Source organism: Bradyrhizobium yuanmingense (assembly GCF_900094575.1).
In the GTDB taxonomy this organism is placed as follows: domain Bacteria; phylum Pseudomonadota; class Alphaproteobacteria; order Rhizobiales; family Xanthobacteraceae; genus Bradyrhizobium; species Bradyrhizobium yuanmingense.
Window position 1 is genome coordinate 392551 of record NZ_FMAE01000005.1, and the last position, 18450, is coordinate 411000.

The 18450-nt window shown below is 64.0% G+C and carries 16 protein-coding genes; 6 read left to right on the forward strand and 10 right to left on the reverse strand.

Annotation, left to right across the window (positions count from 1 at the left end; translation table 11 throughout):
• Nucleotides 1-47 precede the first annotated feature (47 nt).
• Together acmB and GA0061099_RS19275 are read right to left on the reverse strand one after the other, a co-directional pair.
• On the reverse strand, nt 48-1241 hold the full coding sequence (acmB, locus tag GA0061099_RS19270; protein WP_036025178.1) for a methyl acetate hydrolase AcmB: 1194 nt from the start codon (nt 1239-1241) through the stop codon (nt 48-50).
• Nucleotides 1242-1296: 55 nt separating this feature from the next.
• Nucleotides 1297-2937, reverse strand: a complete 1641-nt coding sequence (locus tag GA0061099_RS19275; RefSeq protein ID WP_036025180.1) for a flavin-containing monooxygenase — start codon at nt 2935-2937, stop codon at nt 1297-1299.
• A 384-nt stretch (nt 2938-3321) separates the two neighbouring features.
• Between GA0061099_RS19275 and GA0061099_RS19280 the strand changes: the two genes are divergently transcribed.
• Nucleotides 3322-4137 carry a helix-turn-helix domain-containing protein gene (locus GA0061099_RS19280; protein ID WP_225151710.1) on the forward strand — a complete coding sequence of 272 codons (816 nt, stop codon included), beginning with the start codon at nt 3322-3324 and terminating at the stop codon, nt 4135-4137.
• A 199-nt stretch (nt 4138-4336) separates the two neighbouring features.
• On the opposite strand, the gene GA0061099_RS19285 is transcribed toward GA0061099_RS19280, so the two are convergent.
• Together GA0061099_RS19285 and GA0061099_RS19290 are read right to left on the reverse strand one after the other, a co-directional pair.
• A complete protein-coding gene (locus GA0061099_RS19285) occupies nt 4337-4627 on the reverse strand; it encodes a cyclic nucleotide-binding domain-containing protein (protein WP_225143385.1) in 291 nt (96 codons plus the stop codon).
• 15 nt (nt 4628-4642) lie between these two features.
• A complete protein-coding gene (locus tag GA0061099_RS19290) occupies nt 4643-5731 on the reverse strand; it encodes a cyclase family protein (protein WP_036025182.1) in 1089 nt (362 codons plus the stop codon).
• A gap of 116 nt (nt 5732-5847) precedes the next feature.
• Between GA0061099_RS19290 and GA0061099_RS19295 the strand changes: the two genes are divergently transcribed.
• Entirely contained in the window at nt 5848-6921 is a 1074-nt protein-coding gene (locus GA0061099_RS19295) for a CobW family GTP-binding protein (RefSeq protein WP_050995938.1), read from the forward strand.
• Nucleotides 6922-6978: 57 nt separating this feature from the next.
• On the opposite strand, the gene GA0061099_RS19300 is transcribed toward GA0061099_RS19295, so the two are convergent.
• From GA0061099_RS19300 to GA0061099_RS19310, 3 genes are all read right to left on the reverse strand, one after another.
• Complete coding sequence (locus GA0061099_RS19300; RefSeq protein WP_036025183.1) at nt 6979-8187, reverse strand: MFS transporter; 1209 nt, start codon at nt 8185-8187, stop codon at nt 6979-6981.
• Nucleotides 8187-9035: a 3-deoxy-8-phosphooctulonate synthase gene (kdsA, locus tag GA0061099_RS19305; RefSeq protein WP_036025184.1), complete on the reverse strand. Its 849-nt coding sequence runs from the start codon at nt 9033-9035 to the stop codon at nt 8187-8189. The genes GA0061099_RS19300 and kdsA overlap by 1 nt, the downstream gene beginning before the upstream one ends.
• 114 nt (nt 9036-9149) lie before the next feature.
• A complete protein-coding gene (locus GA0061099_RS19310) occupies nt 9150-9476 on the reverse strand; it encodes an NIPSNAP family protein (RefSeq protein WP_036025186.1) in 327 nt (108 codons plus the stop codon).
• 215 nt (nt 9477-9691) lie between these two features.
• On the opposite strand from GA0061099_RS19310, the gene GA0061099_RS19315 reads away from it, so the two are divergent.
• A complete protein-coding gene (locus tag GA0061099_RS19315; RefSeq protein WP_036025187.1) occupies nt 9692-11350 on the forward strand; it encodes a tetratricopeptide repeat protein in 1659 nt (552 codons plus the stop codon).
• Between the two features lie 42 nt (nt 11351-11392).
• Here the strand turns inward: GA0061099_RS19315 and GA0061099_RS19320 are convergent, their stop codons facing one another.
• From GA0061099_RS19320 to tpiA, 3 genes are all read right to left on the reverse strand, one after another.
• Nucleotides 11393-13024, reverse strand: a complete 1632-nt coding sequence (locus tag GA0061099_RS19320; RefSeq protein WP_036025189.1) for a CTP synthase — start codon at nt 13022-13024, stop codon at nt 11393-11395.
• A 166-nt stretch (nt 13025-13190) separates the two neighbouring features.
• Complete coding sequence (gene secG, locus GA0061099_RS19325) at nt 13191-13574, reverse strand: preprotein translocase subunit SecG (protein WP_036009912.1); 384 nt, start codon at nt 13572-13574, stop codon at nt 13191-13193.
• Between the two features lie 140 nt (nt 13575-13714).
• On the reverse strand, nt 13715-14470 hold the full coding sequence (gene tpiA, locus GA0061099_RS19330; protein WP_036025191.1) for a triose-phosphate isomerase: 756 nt from the start codon (nt 14468-14470) through the stop codon (nt 13715-13717).
• A 223-nt stretch (nt 14471-14693) separates the two neighbouring features.
• On the opposite strand from tpiA, the gene GA0061099_RS19335 reads away from it, so the two are divergent.
• From GA0061099_RS19335 to trpC, 3 genes are read left to right on the forward strand one after another with little or no spacing between them, the layout of a single operon-like run.
• Complete coding sequence (locus tag GA0061099_RS19335; protein WP_036025192.1) at nt 14694-16592, forward strand: SurA N-terminal domain-containing protein; 1899 nt, start codon at nt 14694-14696, stop codon at nt 16590-16592.
• Nucleotides 16593-16606: 14 nt separating this feature from the next.
• Nucleotides 16607-17620 (forward strand): anthranilate phosphoribosyltransferase, encoded by a 1014-nt coding sequence (trpD, locus tag GA0061099_RS19340; protein ID WP_036025193.1) that lies wholly within the window; start codon nt 16607-16609, stop codon nt 17618-17620.
• A gap of 8 nt (nt 17621-17628) precedes the next feature.
• Entirely contained in the window at nt 17629-18450 is an 822-nt protein-coding gene (trpC, locus tag GA0061099_RS19345; protein WP_036025195.1) for an indole-3-glycerol phosphate synthase TrpC, read from the forward strand.

Genomic DNA, 18450 nt, shown 5'->3' on the forward strand with positions numbered 1-18450 from the left:
AAAACGGCCTCGGTCGACAGCGACGAGGCCGCTCTCGCAGCACGGTCCTAGCTTGCCAAGCGCTGCCTCAGGCTCTGGTAGAGCGCCGTCTCGAAGTTCATATAGCCGATGAATGATGTCGGATCACCGAAGGGCAGAATCTGGGTGGCCCAGAACCCGCCGACGTTGTTCTGCCGATCGATCCAGTAGAACAGGTTGGCAAGCCCGGCCCAGCCCAGCGCGCCGGCGGGACGTCCTGTCGGGGCTTCCTCGTCGTTGACCATGAAGCTCAACGCCCAGGATTTGGATTGGCCCGGAAAGAATTCCGCATCATTGCACAGTGACGGGATGACACCCGTGATCGGCGTTACCTTCCTGTCGCCCAGATGGTTCTTTTCCGCCATCCGAACGGTTTCGGCTTTCAGCACGCGGCCGTGTTCGCCAACCCCGTCATTCAGCCACATGCGGATGAAACGCATGTAGTCGCCGACCGTGCCGTACAGGCCGTGGCCGCCCATATGGACTTCGGGCTTTGCTGGAAGCTCGAAATCCATCGGCGCAAGGGACCCGTCGGCATTCCGCGCGTGGATGCCGGCCAGTTTCTGGCGCATCGCATCGGTCAGCTCGAAGGTCATGTCCTCGATCCCGAGCGGTTCGAAGATGCGTGTCTTGAAGACTTCACCGAGTCGCTTGCCCGTGATGGCCTCGACGATCTGGCCGCACCAGTCGAGATTTGTTCCATAGTCCCAGCGCTCGCCGGGATCGAACAGCAGCGGGGTCATCAGGGAGGCCTTGGTCGCGGTGATCACGCTGGGCTGCCCCTTCTCCTGCGCCAGCCGGTTGTAGGTGTGGTTGATGAAATCGTAGCTCAGGCCCGCCGTGTGGGTCATCAGCATGCGCGTGGTGATATCGCGCTTCGGTGCACGCAGGATCGGCTCGCCCGCTGCATCGAAGCCCTCGATCACCTGCAGCTTTCCGATCTCGTTCGCGTAACGCTTCGCGGGCGCATCGAGATCGAGCTTGCCCTCCTCGACGAGTTGCAGAACGGCCGTGCCGGTAATCGCCTTGGTGGTGGAGAAAAGGGCAAAGACGCTGTCGGTGGTCATGTCCGCCGGCCGATCGAGACGGCGTTTGCCGGCTGCGCCTTCATAGATGTTGCGCCGGCGGTCCGTCATCATCGCGACAACGCCGGGCACGCGCAGCGTGGATGTGACGACGCCGTCGAGAACGGCATCTGCCGTCGCGCCAAAATTCATGATCATGATCGTCCTCCCGTGCTGGATTGTTTGATGTGGTCGACGCTCGCGTCGCGAGCGCTCATTGCATCACGAAGCCCTCGTAACCGTTCACCGCGACCTCGTCGCACTTCTGTCGATACGCGCCGACGCCGCCGCAGTACGACAGGACACGGCGCGGCTTGCCTTCGACGTTCGAGCCCAGGTACCAGGAATTGGTTTTCGCGATCAGCGTCGCGTTTGCGATCTCATCGTGATGGGCCACCCAGCTGTCCTGGGCGTCCTTTGTCGGCTCGACCACCTTCAGATCCTTGCTGCGCATGTACTTGATGCAGTCATCGATCCATTCGACCTGCTGCTGCAGGCACGTGGTCATGTTGCACAGCGCGGCCGATGGAGCGAGCGGAACGGCGGTCGTGAACAGGTTGGGATAGCCGTGAACCTGCAGGCCCATCGTGGTGCGGATGTCCCTGCCCCAGTCCTCCCTCAGCGATCGGCCGTCGCGGCCCCTGATATCGATGCGCGTCAAGGCACCGGTGCCGGCGTCGAAGCCGGTTGCTAGGATAATGACATCCAGCTCATGGACCGTACCGTCAGCGGTCTGAATACCAGTGGGCGTGACGCGATCGATCGGATTGCTCTTGACGCTGACGATCTCGACGTTGGGGCGATGGAAGGCCTCGAGGAAGTTCTGCTCGAGCGGCACACGGTGCGTTCCGAAGCCATAATCGGCAGGAATCAACGCATCGCACAGTTTCGGATCCCCGAGCCGCTCGCGCATCTTCCCGCGCACGAATTCGGAGATCTCGGCATTGACCTCCGGGTCGAAGAACAGCTCGGCGAACGAGGATATCCATAGCTTCAGGGAACCGTCATTCCAGCAGGCCTCGATCACCGCGCGGCGGCGCTCCGGCGTGAGGTCTGCCCAGGCGTGCTCGAAGTCGTATTCAAAGCCGGTGAATGTGCGCGGCAGGCGTTCGGTGAGCGACTTGAATCTCGACTTGTAGTCCTCGACCTCCGCGGCCCCAAATTTCGGATTCTTCATCGGGATGATGTATTGCGGCGTGCGGATGAACACCTTGAGATGGCCGACATCGCCGGCGATCGTCTGGATGACCTGGATGCCGGTCGCACCGTTGCCGATGACTCCGACGCGCTTGCCTGCGAGGTCGACAGGCTGCTCCGGCCAGCGCGCCGTATGGAACAACCGTCCCTTGAAAGTCTCCTGCCCCGGAAAGGATACGTAGGGAGCCGACAGCATGCCGCAGCAGGTGACCAGAAACTGGGTGTCGATCACGTCGCCCCGGTCGGTCGTGACCAGCCAGCGCTGCGTGGCCTCGTTGAAGTGCGCGCTCTTGACCGTCGTACTGAACTGGATGTCCTTGCGCAGATCGAGACGGTCGGCGACGTAGTTCATCCAGCGCTCGATTTCGGGCTGGCCCGGAAACTTCTCGCTCCAGCTCCAATCCTTGTAGAGCTCCTCGGAGAAAAGATACTGATAGATGTAGGCCTCGGAGTCGAAGCGCGCGCCGGGATATCGATTCCAATACCACGTGCCGCCTACGCCTGACGCGGCGTCGATCCCCCTGACGCTCAATCCCTGCTCGCGTAGACGATAGAGTTGATAGAGCCCGGCGACGCCGGCTCCGACAACCACGGCATCGAATCTCGCTGGTCCATGCGAACCGTTGCTTCCATTGGATTTGGTCAGGGCTTCCGCCATTTCTTCCTCCTCGGTGATTTTTGAGTGCGCACGACCTTCCCCATCCGTCATACGATCGGATGGTGGTGCAGCGCGTCATTGTTGATCCCATCTGTGCGGGACGGGGGAAGCTATGAGTATTCCGGCGGCTGGAGCTTGAATAAATCGGACAATTCTTTGAACGAAGCCGGACGTCCGTTGCCGGTTCTGCAGTTCGGCAACGCGGCTCGCTTGGCAAATGGCAAAACCGGCTTATGCTCGTCTCCGCCGTTCGGCCAATGAGAAGCAGAAGCGGTCAACCGCGCCTTAGAATCAGGGAAGGAGTCGCGCGCGATGGGCCAATTAATAACGGTTGAGGAACTCCCCCGCTACGCTCCCGGCCAATTGATGCTGGACAGTTCCGCCGTGGGCAAGGCTGACTTTCGGTTGCGCGTCTTCCGCTATGCGCCGTCCGACATCTGGGTGCCGCCGTCCGAGAATTTCCTGATCGTCGTCTATCGCGAAGGCACCACGTCAATGAACCGCCGTGTGACCGGCGCGTGGAAGCAGGATCACGTCGGACGCGGTGTCACAACCCTGCTGACACGTGCGGAGCCTTCGAACTGGCGCTGGAGCAATGACCTCGAAGTCAGCCATTTCTACATCTCGCCGAGCCTGATGACGAAGACCGCGAGCGAGGCATTCGACCGCGAGTCAGACGGCGTCGAACTCCACGATCTGCTCAGGATCGAAGATCCGGTGCTGACCTGGATCGGTGACCGGATGGTGCAGGAAGTGTCCGAAGGCGGCCCGGGCGGCCGGCTCTGCTACGATGCGCTGGCACTTCAGGCGAGCGTGCACATCTTGCGCAAATACGCCTCGGTGGAATTCAAGCTGCCCTGTCCGCAGGGGCGCTTCAGGCCAGCGCATGCAAGGCTGATCGAGGACTATGTCGAACAGAACATCTCCAGGAACATCACGCTCGAGGAGCTAGCCAACATCTGCAACTGCTCGCCGGTGCAGTTCGCGCGCAAGTTCCAGGTGCACTATGGCATGCGGCCGCATGCCTATGTCCTGAGCCGCAAGGTGGAGCGCGCCCGCCAACATCTGCGCAAGGATCGGCTCGCCCTGAAGGAAATTGCGCTCTTGAGCGGATTTTCCGATCAAAGCCATCTCAATCGGATTTTCCGCAGACACATGAACGTCACGCCGGCTGAGTATCGCAAGAGCTGCGCGAGCTAGCCTCCTCCGCCCAGTGTGACGTGGACGAAGTGAGACAGCCCCCACCCGTGTTCCGCGCAAGGTGCAGCGCGAAACGCTGCGCCCCGCACAGCCGGGACCGAGCGCCACGAATTCCGGACCCCGGATCAGCAACGCACCACGCCGCAAGTGCGGCGCGCTGCGTCGCATCAGGGGAACGAAAAACAATGTCTCGGTATAGTCAGTAGGCGCTCAGCAAATCCACCTTGGCATTCGCCAGCACCAGCCGCCGCGCCAGGATGGCGGCAAGATTGCGCATGATCTTCAACGACGTTTCCGGGTGCAGCCGGCGGTAATCGGCAAAGCTGTCGAGCGGCAGTTCGAGGCAGGTGACGGGCGTGTCGGCGAAGACGTCGGCGCTACGGCTGTGCTCCAGGATCGCCATCTCGCCGAATTCCATGCCGGGACCATGCGAGGCGAGCCGCACGCCGCTCCGCAGCTCGCGCGGTGGGCGGGGACGTCCCGCCCACACGCTTTTTCATCCGCCTCAGGTGATCGCGATCGGGCAGCCATTGCTGCCGGTCGCGCCTTTGATCGGCGATGGCGTGAAGCAGTAGACGAACTGGTACTTCTTGTCGGCAATCAACTCGTCGAAGATCAGGTTCTCGTGGTTGAGAATGCCGTGCTTGGTCTGCAATTCGGAATGAACCGCGAAAGCGAGAGACTTGTCGGGATTGGGCACCACTTCGACCGCCCAAGTGTCGGCCGCAGTCAGCGCGAGATCCTTCTCGATGATCCACTTCGCGGCATCGAGGCCGATCCCAGGCTCGCCGCTATTGTAGCGATCATTGTTCTTCATCCACAGGGAGCCCCAGCCGGTGTGGAACATGATCGCATCGCCTGGCTTGATGTCGCTCTCCGCGATGCTTTGCTTCGCTAGCGCCGCCTTGATATCGGCTGAGGTGATCTCTTGGCCCGCATCCATCATGCCGCCCTTCAGCGCGACCATATCGATCAGGTGGGCGCGTGTGAACAGCGGCTTGAGCTTCTCGGTGCCAAGCTTCTTCAGGCCGTAGGCGTCGCCGATCTCAGCGGCAGTGAAGCCGTTGTAGAAGCGCATCTCGCTCTTGTCGCCGTCCTTGCCCAACTGGATACCGATATGGCCGAGTCCGTCGAATTGTGTGCCGGTCTGGCCGATTTCGGTGGCGAGAAACTCGTCGTGATAGACGAGCTTGTTGTCGCCGAACGGGCCGCCAGTCGGCCCGCCGGGAATGCGCAACGAGAATGCGCGGGCGCCGAACAACGGCATGCCTTGCTCGTAAACGCGGCCGATCTTGTAGATCTTGCCATCCTTGATCCACTTCACGGCATCGAGAACCTTCGCCGGCGTGATATGGTTCGACGCGCCAGCCTCGTCGTCCTTGCCCCATTTCGAGGGCCACCAAGGCTTGTCCACGCCCTTTGGCATCGCCGGGGTTTGGGCTTGGGCCGCGGTGATCGGTGCAAGTGAGAACTTGCCGTGCATCGCACCTGCGAATGCCGCCCCAGCCGCACCAGCAAGGCCTGCCGTGCGGAGCAAGGTCCGCCGATCGGTCGCCGCACCGCCCTTCTCTTCATCGCCTTTGGTATCGTCCATCGTTTCCTCCCGGGGTGTGCCCGCTGAGATCGGGCTTAAGATCCTGTTTTCGGAATGCTCGTCCTCCATTAGGCTGTTGTCCAGCGACAAAAATAAGACCAGGGTTGAGGACGCCGATGAGCCTGTTCGAGAGCGACAAATCCGCCGAGCGGATTCCGGTGTCACTGATCACCGGCTTTCTTGGCAGCGGCAAGACGACACTGCTCAACCGCCTGCTGCGCCATGACGCGATGAAGGACAGCGCCGTCGTCATCAATGAATATGGCGAGGTCAGCCTCGACCACCTCCTCGTGGAACGCGTGGACGGCGAGGTCGCCGTGCTCGCGAGCGGTTGTATTTGCTGCACTATTCGCAGCGATCTGGAAGAGACCCTGCGCGCGCTGCTGGTGCGCCGCGATCGTGGCGAGGTACCGCCGTTCCGCAGGATTTTGGTCGAGACAACGGGGTTGGCTGACCCCGCTCCCATCGCTCAGCTGCTGCTGAACAACCCCTTGGTGTCGCATTTCCTTCGGCTAGACACCGTGGTGACCACCGTCGACGCGGTCAATGCAGCGCGGCAGCTCGACCGCCAATACGAGGCGGTGAAGCAGGTCGCGCTCGCTGACCGGCTGCTGATCACCAAGCGCGATTTGGTCAACGATACTGACGCACTGGACTTGCGGCTTCGTCGGCTCAATCCCAGCGCCAGGATCGAGAACGTGGCGCATGGCGAGGTCGATCCGGCTCAACTGTTCGGCGCCGCCCTCATTGACCCCGAAAAGAAGACAGCCGATATCGAGCGCTGGCTCAACGAGCAGGCGTTCGCCGACGTCGCCAAGGCTGCACATGAGAGCGGCCACCATCATGATGACGGTCATGCCCATCACGAGCATCATAGCCACGATGCCTCGATCCTTAACTTCATGATCGCATTCGACGATCCCCTTGACTGGATGGCCGTATCGCGCTGGCTCGCGCATCTGCGCGCCACCCGGGGCGAGGACCTCTTGCGGGTCAAGGGCATCTTGAATCTTCGCGATGAAGAGACGCCGGTCGCGGTTCATGGCGTCCACCACGTCTTCCATCCGCCGGTGGCGCTTGCAAAATGGCCCCATGCTGCCGACCGCCGTTCGCGCATCGTGTTCATCACCCGTGGCATTACGCGTCACGAGGTGCTTGACCTCTGGCAGGAGGCCTACGCGAGCGCCTGAGCGCCACAAGGACTGCTTGCGAAGCTTTTTGAGAGGGCGCTTCGTCCGGACGCGGCCTCAGACGCGGGCGTCTGACGGCGCCCGCTGCTTGAGCAGCCGCGCGCAGACGAGGCCGAGCAGCACCATGATCGCGGCGCTCGAAGACAGGGTCGCCATCTTGCCGGCATGCTGAAGCCCGAAGCCATAGGCGAGCGGTCCCACCGTCTGTCCCATGAAGAAGAAGAACGAATGCAGCGACATTGCCGTGGCGCGCGCCTCGACCGAGAGCTCGCTGGCGAAGACCTGGAGACAGCCATGGGCGATGTAGAAGCCCCAGCCCATCACGACGAGATTCAGCGCCTGCACTTCCCAGCGTGGACCGAAGGCGACGGCGATGAGCTGTGAGGCCACCAGCGTCATCCCTGCGATCATCATGCCCTTCACGCCGAGCCAAGGCAGCAGGCGCGACACCGTCAGCGTGTAGACCAGGCCGCCGACCGCAAAGCCGGCGATGACGATGCCGGCGATCGATAGCGAGGTCTGGCCGAGCTCGAACAGGAACGAAGCGATGTAAGGAAACAGCCCGAGCACGCAGCAGCCTTCGATGAACACAGCCGAATAGCAGACATAGGCATTCGGGTTGGTGAAGATAGTGCGATAGCCGGCCTTCAACGCCGACAGGCTCGTCTTCGGCGGATGCTTGACCTTGGCGCCACGAAAGCCGGCCGCGACCGCGATCGATGCGATGATCACCAGGACACCGAGCACCGCCAGCACGCCGCGCCAGCCGAGGAAATCACCGATCAGGCCTGAGGCCGAGGCGCCGAGCAGATTGCCCGTCATGGCGCCGGCGAGCGTGCGGCTGATCGCAACCTGGCGTTTCTCGGGACCGACGAGATCGCTGGTCAGACTGAGCGCCACCGGAAATACGCCGCCGGAGCCGATGCCCGCGAGGATGCGAGTTGCGAACAGAACCGAGAACGACGGCGAGAATGCGCCCAGGATGTTCGCGAAGCCGAGCAGCGCGAGGCAGCCGATCATCAGCCGGGTCTTGCCGAACAGGTCGGCGGCGGCCCCGATGATCGGCTGGATGATCGAGAAGGTGAAGGCGAACACCGCGGCAAAGCCCGCGGCGGTCGCGATGCTGACGCCAAAATCCTCGGCGACGTGCGGCAGCACCGGATCGAGTGCACGGGCCGATAAGGCAGCGGCGAAGCTTGCGCCTGAGATGACGTAAAGCGCCGTCGGCAAGCCGTGATCTTGCGGCCGCGCCTCGCTCTGCTGCATCAGCGCGGATTCTTTGCCAGCGCGTCGAACGCCATCAGCCGGGCGATGAGCCCCTCGAAGTCGCGCAGCGGTACCATGTTGGGACCGTCGGACGGCGCGCGATCGGGATCGGGATGGGTCTCGATGAAGACGCCGGCAACGCCGACCGCGACAGCTGCACGCGCCAGCACCGGGACGAATTCGCGCTCGCCGCCCGAGGACGTCCCCTTCCCGCCCGGCTGCTGCACCGAATGGGTGGCGTCGAAGATCACGGGCGCGCCGGTGGTGCGCGCCAGGATCGGCAGCGCGCGCATGTCGGAGACGAGCGTGTTGTAGCCGAAGGACGCACCGCGCTCGGTGACGAGCACGTTGGCATTGCCAGCGCTCGTGATCTTGGTCACGACATTGGCCATGTCCCAGGGTGCCAGGAACTGACCTTTCTTGACGTTGACGACCTTGCCGGTCGCGGCCGCCGCCAGCAGCAGATCGGTCTGCCGGCACAGAAAGGCTGGAATCTGCAGGATGTCCACAGCCTGCGCCACCTCGGCGCATTGCGTGGCTTCGTGCACGTCGGTCAGAACAGGCAAGCCGAGCGAGGATCGGATTTCCGCGAAGATCGGCAGCGACTGCGCAAGACCCAGCCCGCGCGCCGCCGCCGCGCTGGTGCGGTTGGCCTTGTCGAACGAGGTCTTGTAGACGAGGCCGATGTTCAGCCGCGCGGCGATCTCCTTCAGCGCGGAGGCGACCTCCAGCGCATGCTGGCGGCTCTCGAGCTGGCAGGGCCCGGCAATGACCGAGATCGGCAAATCATTGCCGAATTTGACCCTGCCGATGGTGACGACCGGCGCCGCTGAATTCGAAGAGCTCAAGGCAAATTCCCTCGTTTCGGCGCGACCATAGCCGGCATGAGGGTCGGATCAACCCTCTTCCGCCCGGACGGTCCGAATATCAGGGTTGCGCCAGGGTTCCCTGTCCGCTGCCTGCTACTTCACCGCCGAGAAGGCGGTCGGCGCCAGGATCTGGCTGACGATGTCGGCGACGATCTGGCCGTCGGCTTCGCTCTCGGCGCGCGCCTTCATCCAGTCCGGATCGGTCATGAACGCGCCCCACTTCTTCTCGCGCTCGGCAAGCGAGTCCCAGGCGAGGAAATAGGTCAGCTCCTGGTTGGATTCGCCGATCAGGGTGGTGAAGAACCCGGCCTGCTTGATGCCATGCTTCTCCCAGATCTTCAGCGTGGCGGTCTCGAACCGCTTGAGCAATGCCGGTAGGCGGCCGGGCACGCAACGATAGACGCGCATTTCGTAGATCATTCTTGCTCCCTCCCTGACAGGAGCGGCGGTTATACCCGCTGGCCACAACTCTGTCTTGAGCCTCACCCGGGGCCCCCTCATGGCGTTCCGTGCATAGCTCGATAGCGCGGGGCCGGCGCTCTTGATAATGTGCAGGCTCGGTCAGGGCGCATCAGCCGCCGACGGCCCGAGAGCAATCGGCAAAACGACCGAAGCGATCAAAGGGGGCGAAGGCAATGACCTATTTTGATCTCGGACCCTACAGCCGCAAAATCACCACGACTTCGCCCGATGCGCAGCTCTGGTTTGACCGAGGGCTCAACTGGGTGTTCGGATTCAACCACGGCGAGGCGATCAAATGTTTTCGCAAGGCGCTCGAGTTCGATAGCAGCTGCGCGATGGCGCATTGGGGCATCGGCTACGCCGCGGGTCCCAACTACAACCTGCCCTGGGTCCGCTATGACGCACAAGGCCGTCAATTGGCGCTGGCGGGATCATACGATGCGACGCAGGACGCCCGCGCGCAGGCGGAGAGGGCGAGCCCGGTCGAGCAAGCGCTGATCCGCGCCTTGTCGGCGCGCTATCCGCAGCGTGAAGCGATCGAGGACATGGCGCCGTGGGACAAGGCCTTCACGCGAGAGATGCGAAAGGTCTTCGCCACGTATCCCGAAGATCTCGAGGTCCGAGCCATCTTTGCCGAATCGATCATGAACGAGACGCCGTGGCTGATGTGGGACCTTGAGTCTGGAGAACCCACCAAGGGCGCTGGCACCGAGGAATGCAGGGCCGTGCTCGAACAAGCTTTCGATCGATGGCCGGCTGCGTGGAATCATCCGGGGCTGCTCCATCTCTACGTCCACCTCATGGAGATGTCGCCCTTCCCGCAAAAGGCGATGCGGGCTGGGGACCGGCTGCGCGGGATCGCCCCCGATAGCGGCCATCTGATCCACATGCCGACGCATCTCGACGTGCTGTGCGGGCAGTACAACGACGTCCTGCTCTACAATCAGAAGGCGCTGGCGACCGACCGCAGATTCCTCGCTTATTCGGACGATCCGGGTGTCTACCTGGTCTATGTCATCCACAACTTCCACTTCGCCATCTACGGCGCGATGTTCCTGGGTCAATACGCCCCCGCTATCGCAGCGGCCGAGGAACTCATTGCCACCGTGCCCGAGCCAGTGCTGCGCATTCAATCGCCCCCCATGGCGGACTTCCTGGAAGGCTACTTGACGATGAAGCAGCACGTTCTCGTGCGTTTCGGCAAATGGCACGACATCATTGCCCAACAGCTGCCGGAGGATCGCGAGCTATACTGCTCCGTGACGGCAATGATCCACTACGCCAAGGCGGTGGCTCATTCAGCGCTTGGCCACGTCACTGAGGCCGAAACCGAGAAAGCGTTGTTCGCTCAGGCGAAGACACGCGTGCCGGAGAGCCGGCTCGTGCACAACAACAAGGTCGTCGCCCTGCTCGGCGTGGCCGAAGCCATGTTGAATGGCGAACTGGAATATCGCAAAGCCAATTACGACTTCGCGTTCGCGGAGCTGCGCAGATCGGTCGCGCTCAGCGACGCCTTGCCCTATGACGAGCCGTGGGGATGGATGCAGCCACCGCGTCACGCACTCGGCGCGCTGCTGCTGGAGCAGGGACGGATCGAGGAAGCCGAGGCAGTGTACCGTTCCGATCTCGGCCTCGATGGAAAGCTGAGCCGGGCCTGCCAGCATCCCGACAATCTGTGGTCGCTTCACGGCTTGCACGAATGTCTCATGCGGCGTGGCGACAGCGCCGAGAGGCCGCTGATCAAGCAGCGACTTGACCTCGCCCAGTCGCGCGCGGAGGTGCCGATCAAGGCATCTTGCTTCTGCCGCAGGATGGACATCGCGGCCGCGTAGCCGGACGTGCGAGCAAGACTTTGTCAGGGCAGACCGAGCCGGCTATACCAGCCGGCTCTGCTTCGCCGCCGCCTCGATGAACGAAGCGAACAGCGGATGCGGCTCAAAGGGGCGCGACTTCAGCTCGGGGTGGAACTGGACGCCGATGAACCAGGGGTGATCCTCGTACTCGACGATTTCAGGCAGCACGCCGTCGGGCGAGAGGCCTGAGAACTTCAAGCCGTGCTGCTCGAGGCGGTCCTTGTAGGCGGTGTTGACCTCGTAGCGATGGCGGTGACGCTCGGAGATTTCGGTCGCGCCGCCATAGACCTGCGAGACGCGGCTGCCGCGATTGAGCGTTGCAGGATAGGCGCCAAGCCGCATCGTGCCGCCGAGGTCGCCTGCCTGCGAGCGCTTCTCGAGCTCGTTGCCGCGCAGCCATTCCGTCATCAGGCCGACCAGCGGCTCCTTGGTCGGGCCGAACTCGGTGGAGTTGGCGTCCTCGATGCCGACGAGGTTTCGCGCGGCCTCGATCACCGCCATCTGCATGCCGAAGCAGATGCCGAAATACGGCACGTCGCGCTCGCGCGCGAACTGCGCCGCCCTGATCTTGCCCTCTGCGCCGCGCTGGCCGAATCCGCCGGGCACCAGGATGCCGTTGACGTGCTCGAGGAACGGCGCCGGATCCTCCTTCTCGAAGATCTCGCTCTCGATCCAGTCGAGATTGACCTTCACCTTGTTGGCGATGCCGCCATGCGAGAGCGCCTCGATCAGCGACTTATACGCATCCTTCATGCCGGTGTACTTGCCGACGATGGCGATGGTGACGTTGCCCTCGGGATTGCGGATGCGCTCGTTGATCTCCTGCCAGCTGCGCAGCTCCGGCGGAATCCGCGAGCCGATGCCGAAGGCAGCGAGCACTTCGTCGTCGAGGCCCGCATTGTGGTAGGCCTCGGGGACCGCGTAGATGTTGTCGACGTCGCGCGCCTCGATCACGGCGCTTTCGCGCACGTTGCAGAACAGCCCGAGCTTGCGCCGCTCTTCCTTCGGGATCTCGCGGTCGGTGCGGCAGAGCAGGATGTCCGGCTGGATGCCGATCGAGCGCAGCTCCTTCACCGAGTGCTGCGTCGGCTTCGTCTTCAATTCGCCGGCGCTGGGAATATAGGGCAGCAGCGTCAGATGGATGTAGACGGCGTGATCGCGCGGCAGCTCGTTCTTGAGCTGGCGGATCGCCTCGAAGAACGGCAGGCCCTCGATGTCGCCGACGGTGCCGCCAATCTCGACCAGCACGAAGTCGTAATCGTCGTTGCCGTCGAGGACGAATTCCTTGATGGCATTGGTGACGTGCGGAACCACCTGGATGGTCGCGCCGAGATAATCGCCGCGGCGCTCCTTGGAGATGATGTCCTGGTAGATGCGTCCGGTCGTGATGTTGTCGGCCTTGGTCGCGGGACGGCCGGTGAAGCGCTCGTAGTGACCGAGATCGAGATCGGTCTCCGCGCCGTCATCGGTCACGAACACTTCGCCGTGCTGATACGGCGACATCGTTCCGGGATCGAGGTTGAGATAGGGGTCGAGCTTGCGGAGGCGGACCTTGTAGCCTCGGGCCTGCAGCAGGGCACCCAGTGCCGCCGAAGCCAGACCCTTGCCGAGCGAAGAAACCACGCCGCCGGTGATGAATATGTACCGCGCCATGGGACTTAACCTCTAATCCCCTAAATACGATTCGCCAAAGCGATTCGTATTCCGCCCCAAAGATTTTGCGGGCCTGTGGGTGAGCCGAAACGAAGAGTGATGACAGTGCCTTGATGGGGATTGTTGATGCAGGACGGTAGCCACCGCCCTGCATGGCCCCCCTGCTTTATTGCGAGCGCGGCACCTGAGGACCGGTCGGAGCCGGCGCCTGCTGCTGCTCGTCGGCCTTCTTCAGCGAATCCAGGATGCCGCCCGAGGTCGGCGGCGCGATGGGCGACCCGCCGGCCGGCTGGGTCTGCGAGGGCTGGCCGATGATCGACGACGGCTTGCGGTCGTAACCGGCATACCAGGACAGGAACAGGCTGGTGAGGAAGAAGCCGACGGCCAGGATCGCGGTGGTCCGCGTCAGAAGGTTCGCCGTGCCGCGGCTCGACATGAAGCCCGCGCCGCCGCCCATGCCGAGGCCGCCGCCTTCCGACTTCTGGAGCAGGACGGCACCGATCATGACGGCGACGATCATGAGGTGGATGACGATGACAACGGTCTGCATGATATCCTTCCGTCACAAGCTGGCGGCGCCTGACGGCGGCCGATCGCGCTTCGCGGGTTTTCCTGAAGTTGCGCGGTGTTACACGATCGGAGGTGGCATTGCCACCCCCGATCGGGCCCGGTCCCGCGGTTTGGACTTAGCTAGGGGCAGCCCTTAGCGATCGCAAGGAAATCGGCCGCCTTCAGGCTGGCACCGCCGACCAGAGCCCCGTTGACGTTCTTCACCGCCATCAGTTCGGCCGCGTTCGAGGGCTTGACCGAGCCGCCGTAGAGGATTCGCATCTTCGCGCCCTCAGCCTTGAACCTGATGGTCAGGAGTTCCCGGATAAACCCATGAATCTGCTCGACATCCTTGGCTGTGGGGGTCAGCCCGGTGCCGATCGCCCAGACCGGCTCATAGGCCACGACCAGATTGGCCGCCGTCGAGCCCTCTGGCAGCGAGCCGTCGAGCTGGCCGCGCAGGATGTCCAGGGTCTGGCCGGCGTCGCGCTGGCCCTGCGTTTCGCCGATGCAGACGACCGCAACGGCCCCGGCGCGCCAGGCCGCCTCGGCCTTCTGCCGGATCAGCGCGTCGCCCTCCCCGTGGTCGGCGCGGCGCTCGGAATGGCCGACGATGATGGCGGTCGCGCCTGCATCGGCGAGCATTTCGGCGGCGATATCGCCGGTGTGGGCGCCGGAGGCCTTGGAGTGGCAGTCCTGGGCCCCGACCGCGACCTTCTTGCCGCGCGCCTTCTCGGCGAACGCCGCAACCAGGGTCGCCGGCGGGCAGACCAGCAGGTCGGCCTTGCCAGCCACGTCTGCCGCGCCGTTGAGCATGGCGTCGAATTCAGCAGCCTGGGCTTTCAGGCCGTTCATTTTCCAATTGCCCGCGATCAGCGGTCGGATGGCGTCGGTCATGTCAATGTCCAGCAGAATGAGGTTTGTTCATGCGCTAGCAGAGGTGCTCCTGCAGTTCCAGAGACCAGAGGCCCTTTCGCCGCAGCTTCAAGCGGTCGCCCGGGGCGAGGTTGCGGGGGGAAAGCCGCCACTTTATGATGATCTATCAATTTGGTGACGCGCTTTTGCGGAATCTGCATTAAGACGCGCTCCGTTCCCCTCCTGACCAAACAAGTTGGACCAAATGCTCCGAGGAATACGCAAGGCCTCATCGAACTGGCTCGGCAAGATCGTTATGGCCGTGGTGATGGGCGTGTTGATCATCAGTTTCGGCATTTGGGGCATTGCCGACATCTTCAAGGGCTTCGGCCAGTCCACGGTCGCCAAGATCGGCAGCACCGAGATCTCGCTCAACGAGTTCCGCCAGATCTACACCGACCGCCTGCAACAGATCAGCCGCCAGTTCGGCCGTCCGTTGACGCCCGACCAGGCGCGCGCGTTCGGCCTTGACCGCCAGGTGCTGCAGCAGACCATTGCCGAGGCCGCGCTCGACGAAGAGGCGCGCCGGCTCGGCCTTGGCCAATCCGACGAGCAGATCCGCCAGCTCATCATGAACGACCCCAACTTCAAGGGTATCGGCGGCAATTTCGACCCCAATCGCTTCCAAGCCTTGATCCGCAATTTCGGCTACACCGAGCAGCGCTATGTCGCCGAGCAGCGCAAGGTATCGCTGCGCCGGCAGATCACCGGCACGGTCGGCGCCGGCCTCGAGCCCCCGAAGGCCATGGTCGACGTCCTGACGCGCTACCAGAACGAACAACGCTCGATTGAATTCGTCCGGCTCGACGCCGCGCAGGCCGGTCCGATCGACCCGCCCTCGCCCGAGGCGCTTGCCGCCTATTTCGAGGATCACAAGGTCCAGTTCCGCGCGCCCGAATATCGCAAGATCTCCTTCGTCGTGGTCTCGCCGGAAGAAATCGGCAAATGGACCGAGGTCTCGGACGAGGATGCCCGGAAGATGTTCGAGCAGCGCAAGGACCGGCTCGGCACGCCTGAGAAGCGCCAGATCCAGCAGATCGTCTTTCCGAACGTTGCCGAAGCGCAGGCCGCTCGCGAGCGCCTCGTCGGCGGCACGTCGTTCGAGGACATCGGCAAGGAACGCGGGCTGAGCGCCTCCGACGTCGACCTGGGGCTTGTGACTAAGTCTTCGCTCGCGCCCGCCGTCGGCGATGCCGCGTTCGCGCTGCCTGCCGGCGAGATCAGCCAGCCGATCCAGAGCGGGCTCGGCGTCGCGATCGTCAGGGTCGACAAGATCGAGCCGGGCGCCGAGGCCGACTACGCCAAGCTTGCCGGCGACATCAAGCGCGAGATCGCGACTGAGCGTGCACGCGTCAAGGTCGCCGACCTCCGCGACAAGATGGAAGACGAGCGTGGCGGCGGCTCCAGCGTGATCGACGCGGCGCAGAAGCTCGGCCTCACCGCCGTGACCATCGAGGCCGTCGACCGCTCCGGTCGCGCCCCGAACGGCCAGCCGGTCGCCAGCATCCCGCAGGGCCTCGACGTGGTATCGCAGGCCTTCAACACCGATGTCGGCGTCGACAACGACGCGATCTCGTTCAAAGGCGGCTATGTCTGGTACGACGTGCTCGCCATCACCCCCTCGCGCGACCGCAATCTCGACGAGGTCCGCGATCAGGTCGAGGCGCGATGGCGCCAGGACCAGATCGCCGCCAAGCTGAAGGCCAAGGCGACCGAGATGGTGCAAAAGCTCGATGCGGGCGGCAAGCTCGCCGACGAGGCCACCGCCGTCGGCGCCAAGGTCGAGACCGCGAGCGGCTTCAAGCGCGACGACTCGCCCGTCGGCGTGCCCGGCACCGTCGTGGCGGCGGCCTTCCGCACCGCCAAGGACGGCATCGGACAGACGGCCGTGAGCGGCGGCAGCGAGGTGATCGTGTTCCGCGTCACCGACATCGTCGATCCCGCGGTCGACTTTGCCTCCGACGCGGTCAAGAAGCTGAAGGAGAGCCTCGACCGCGCCCAAACCGAGGAGCAGGTCGCTTCCTACGTCAACAAGCTTGAAACCGACATCGGGACCACCATTAATCAGGCCGCCTTCGCGCAGGTGACCGGCGCGAACCAGTGAGTTGAAAGCACGCGATGGACGACCTGAAATCGATCATTGGAAAAGTGGCGACCGGCGCCAGCCTGTCGCGTGACGAAGCCGCTTCCGCCTTCGATGCCATGATGAGCGGCGAGGCCACGCCCTCGCAGATGGGCGGGCTCTTGATGGCGCTGCGGGTGCGCGGCGAGACCGTGGACGAGATCACCGGCGCGGTCGCGGCGATGCGCGCGAAGATGCTGACCGTGCAGGCGCCGCCGGAGGCAGTCGACATCGTCGGCACCGGCGGCGACGGCTCCGGCTCGGTCAACGTCTCGACTTGCGCGTCCTTCATCGTCGCGGGCGCCGGCGTGCCCGTGGCCAAGCACGGCAACCGCGCGCTGTCGTCGCGCTCGGGCGCCGCCGACGTGCTGGCCTCGCTCGGGGTGAAGATCGATCTCAAGCCGGAGCAGGTCGGCCGCTGCGTGCGCGAATGCGGCATCGGCTTCATGTTTGCCCCCGCCCACCATCCCGCCATGAAGAACGTCGGCCCGACCCGGGTCGAGCTCGCCACGCGCACGATCTTCAATCTGCTCGGTCCCCTGTCGAATCCGGCCGGCGTGAAACGGCAGATGGTCGGCGTGTTCTCCAGGCAATGGGTACAGCCGCTGGCGCAGGTGCTGAAGAATCTCGGCTCCGACTCCGCCTGGGTGGTGCACGGGTCCGATGGTCTCGACGAGATCACCCTCACCGGCCCGACCTTCGTCTCCGCGCTCCACAACGGCGAGATCCGGAATTTCGAGGTGACGCCGGAGGAAGCCGGGCTCCCGCGTTGCGAGGCCGGTGCGCTCAAAGGCGGTGACGCCGATGCCAACGCGATCGCGTTGCAGAGCGTGCTCGACGGCAAGCCGAGCCCCTATCGCGACGTGGCGCTGCTCAACGCAGCCGCCGCGCTGGTCGTGGCCGGCCGCGCCAAGGACCTCAAGGAGGGCGTCGCGATCGGCGTCCGCTCGATCGACAGCGGCGCAGCCAACGCGAAGCTGAAGCACCTGGTCACGGTCTCCAAGAGCTGAACTCCCGCATGTCCGACATCCTGACCAAGATCGAGAGCTACAAGCGCGAGGAGATCGCGGCGGCGAAGCGAGCGCGTCCGCTCTCCACCGTCGAGGCGCAGGCCAAGGCCGCCTCCGCGCCGCGCGGCTTCCTGCGCGCGATCAAGGCAAAGCACGCCAACGGCGGCTACGCGCTGATTGCCGAGATCAAGAAGGCCTCGCCCTCCAAGGGACTCATTCGCGCCGATTTCGACCCGCCGGCACTCGCAAAGGCCTATGAAACCGGCGGCGCTGCCTGCCTGTCGGTGCTGACCGACACGCCCTCGTTCCAGGGCCATCTCGACTTCATGGTAGCCGCGCGCGAAGCAACCTCGCTCCCCGTGCTGCGCAAGGATTTCCTGTTCGATCCCTATCAGGTGGTCGAGGCCCGCGCACACGGCGCCGACTGCATCCTGATCATCATGGCGGCGCTCGATGACGCCGCGGCAAGAGACCTCGAAGACGCCGCCCTCGCCTACGGCATGGACGTCTTGATCGAGATCCATGACCGCGCCGAGCTCGACCGGGCGCTGAGACTTCGCTCGCCGATGATCGGGGTCAACAACCGTAATCTTCGGACCTTCGAAACCACGCTCGCGACCAGCGAGGCCTTGGCGCCGCTGATCCCTTCGGACCGGCTGATGGTCGGCGAGAGCGGCATCTTCACGCCCGCCGACCTCGCCCGGCTCGAGCGCGTCGGTATGTCGACGTTCCTGGTCGGCGAGAGCCTGATGCGGCAGGCCGACGTCACGGCGGCGACGCGCGCGCTGCTCGCGCGCGAGGCGACGGCGCGCGCGGCGGGCACGCGCTGA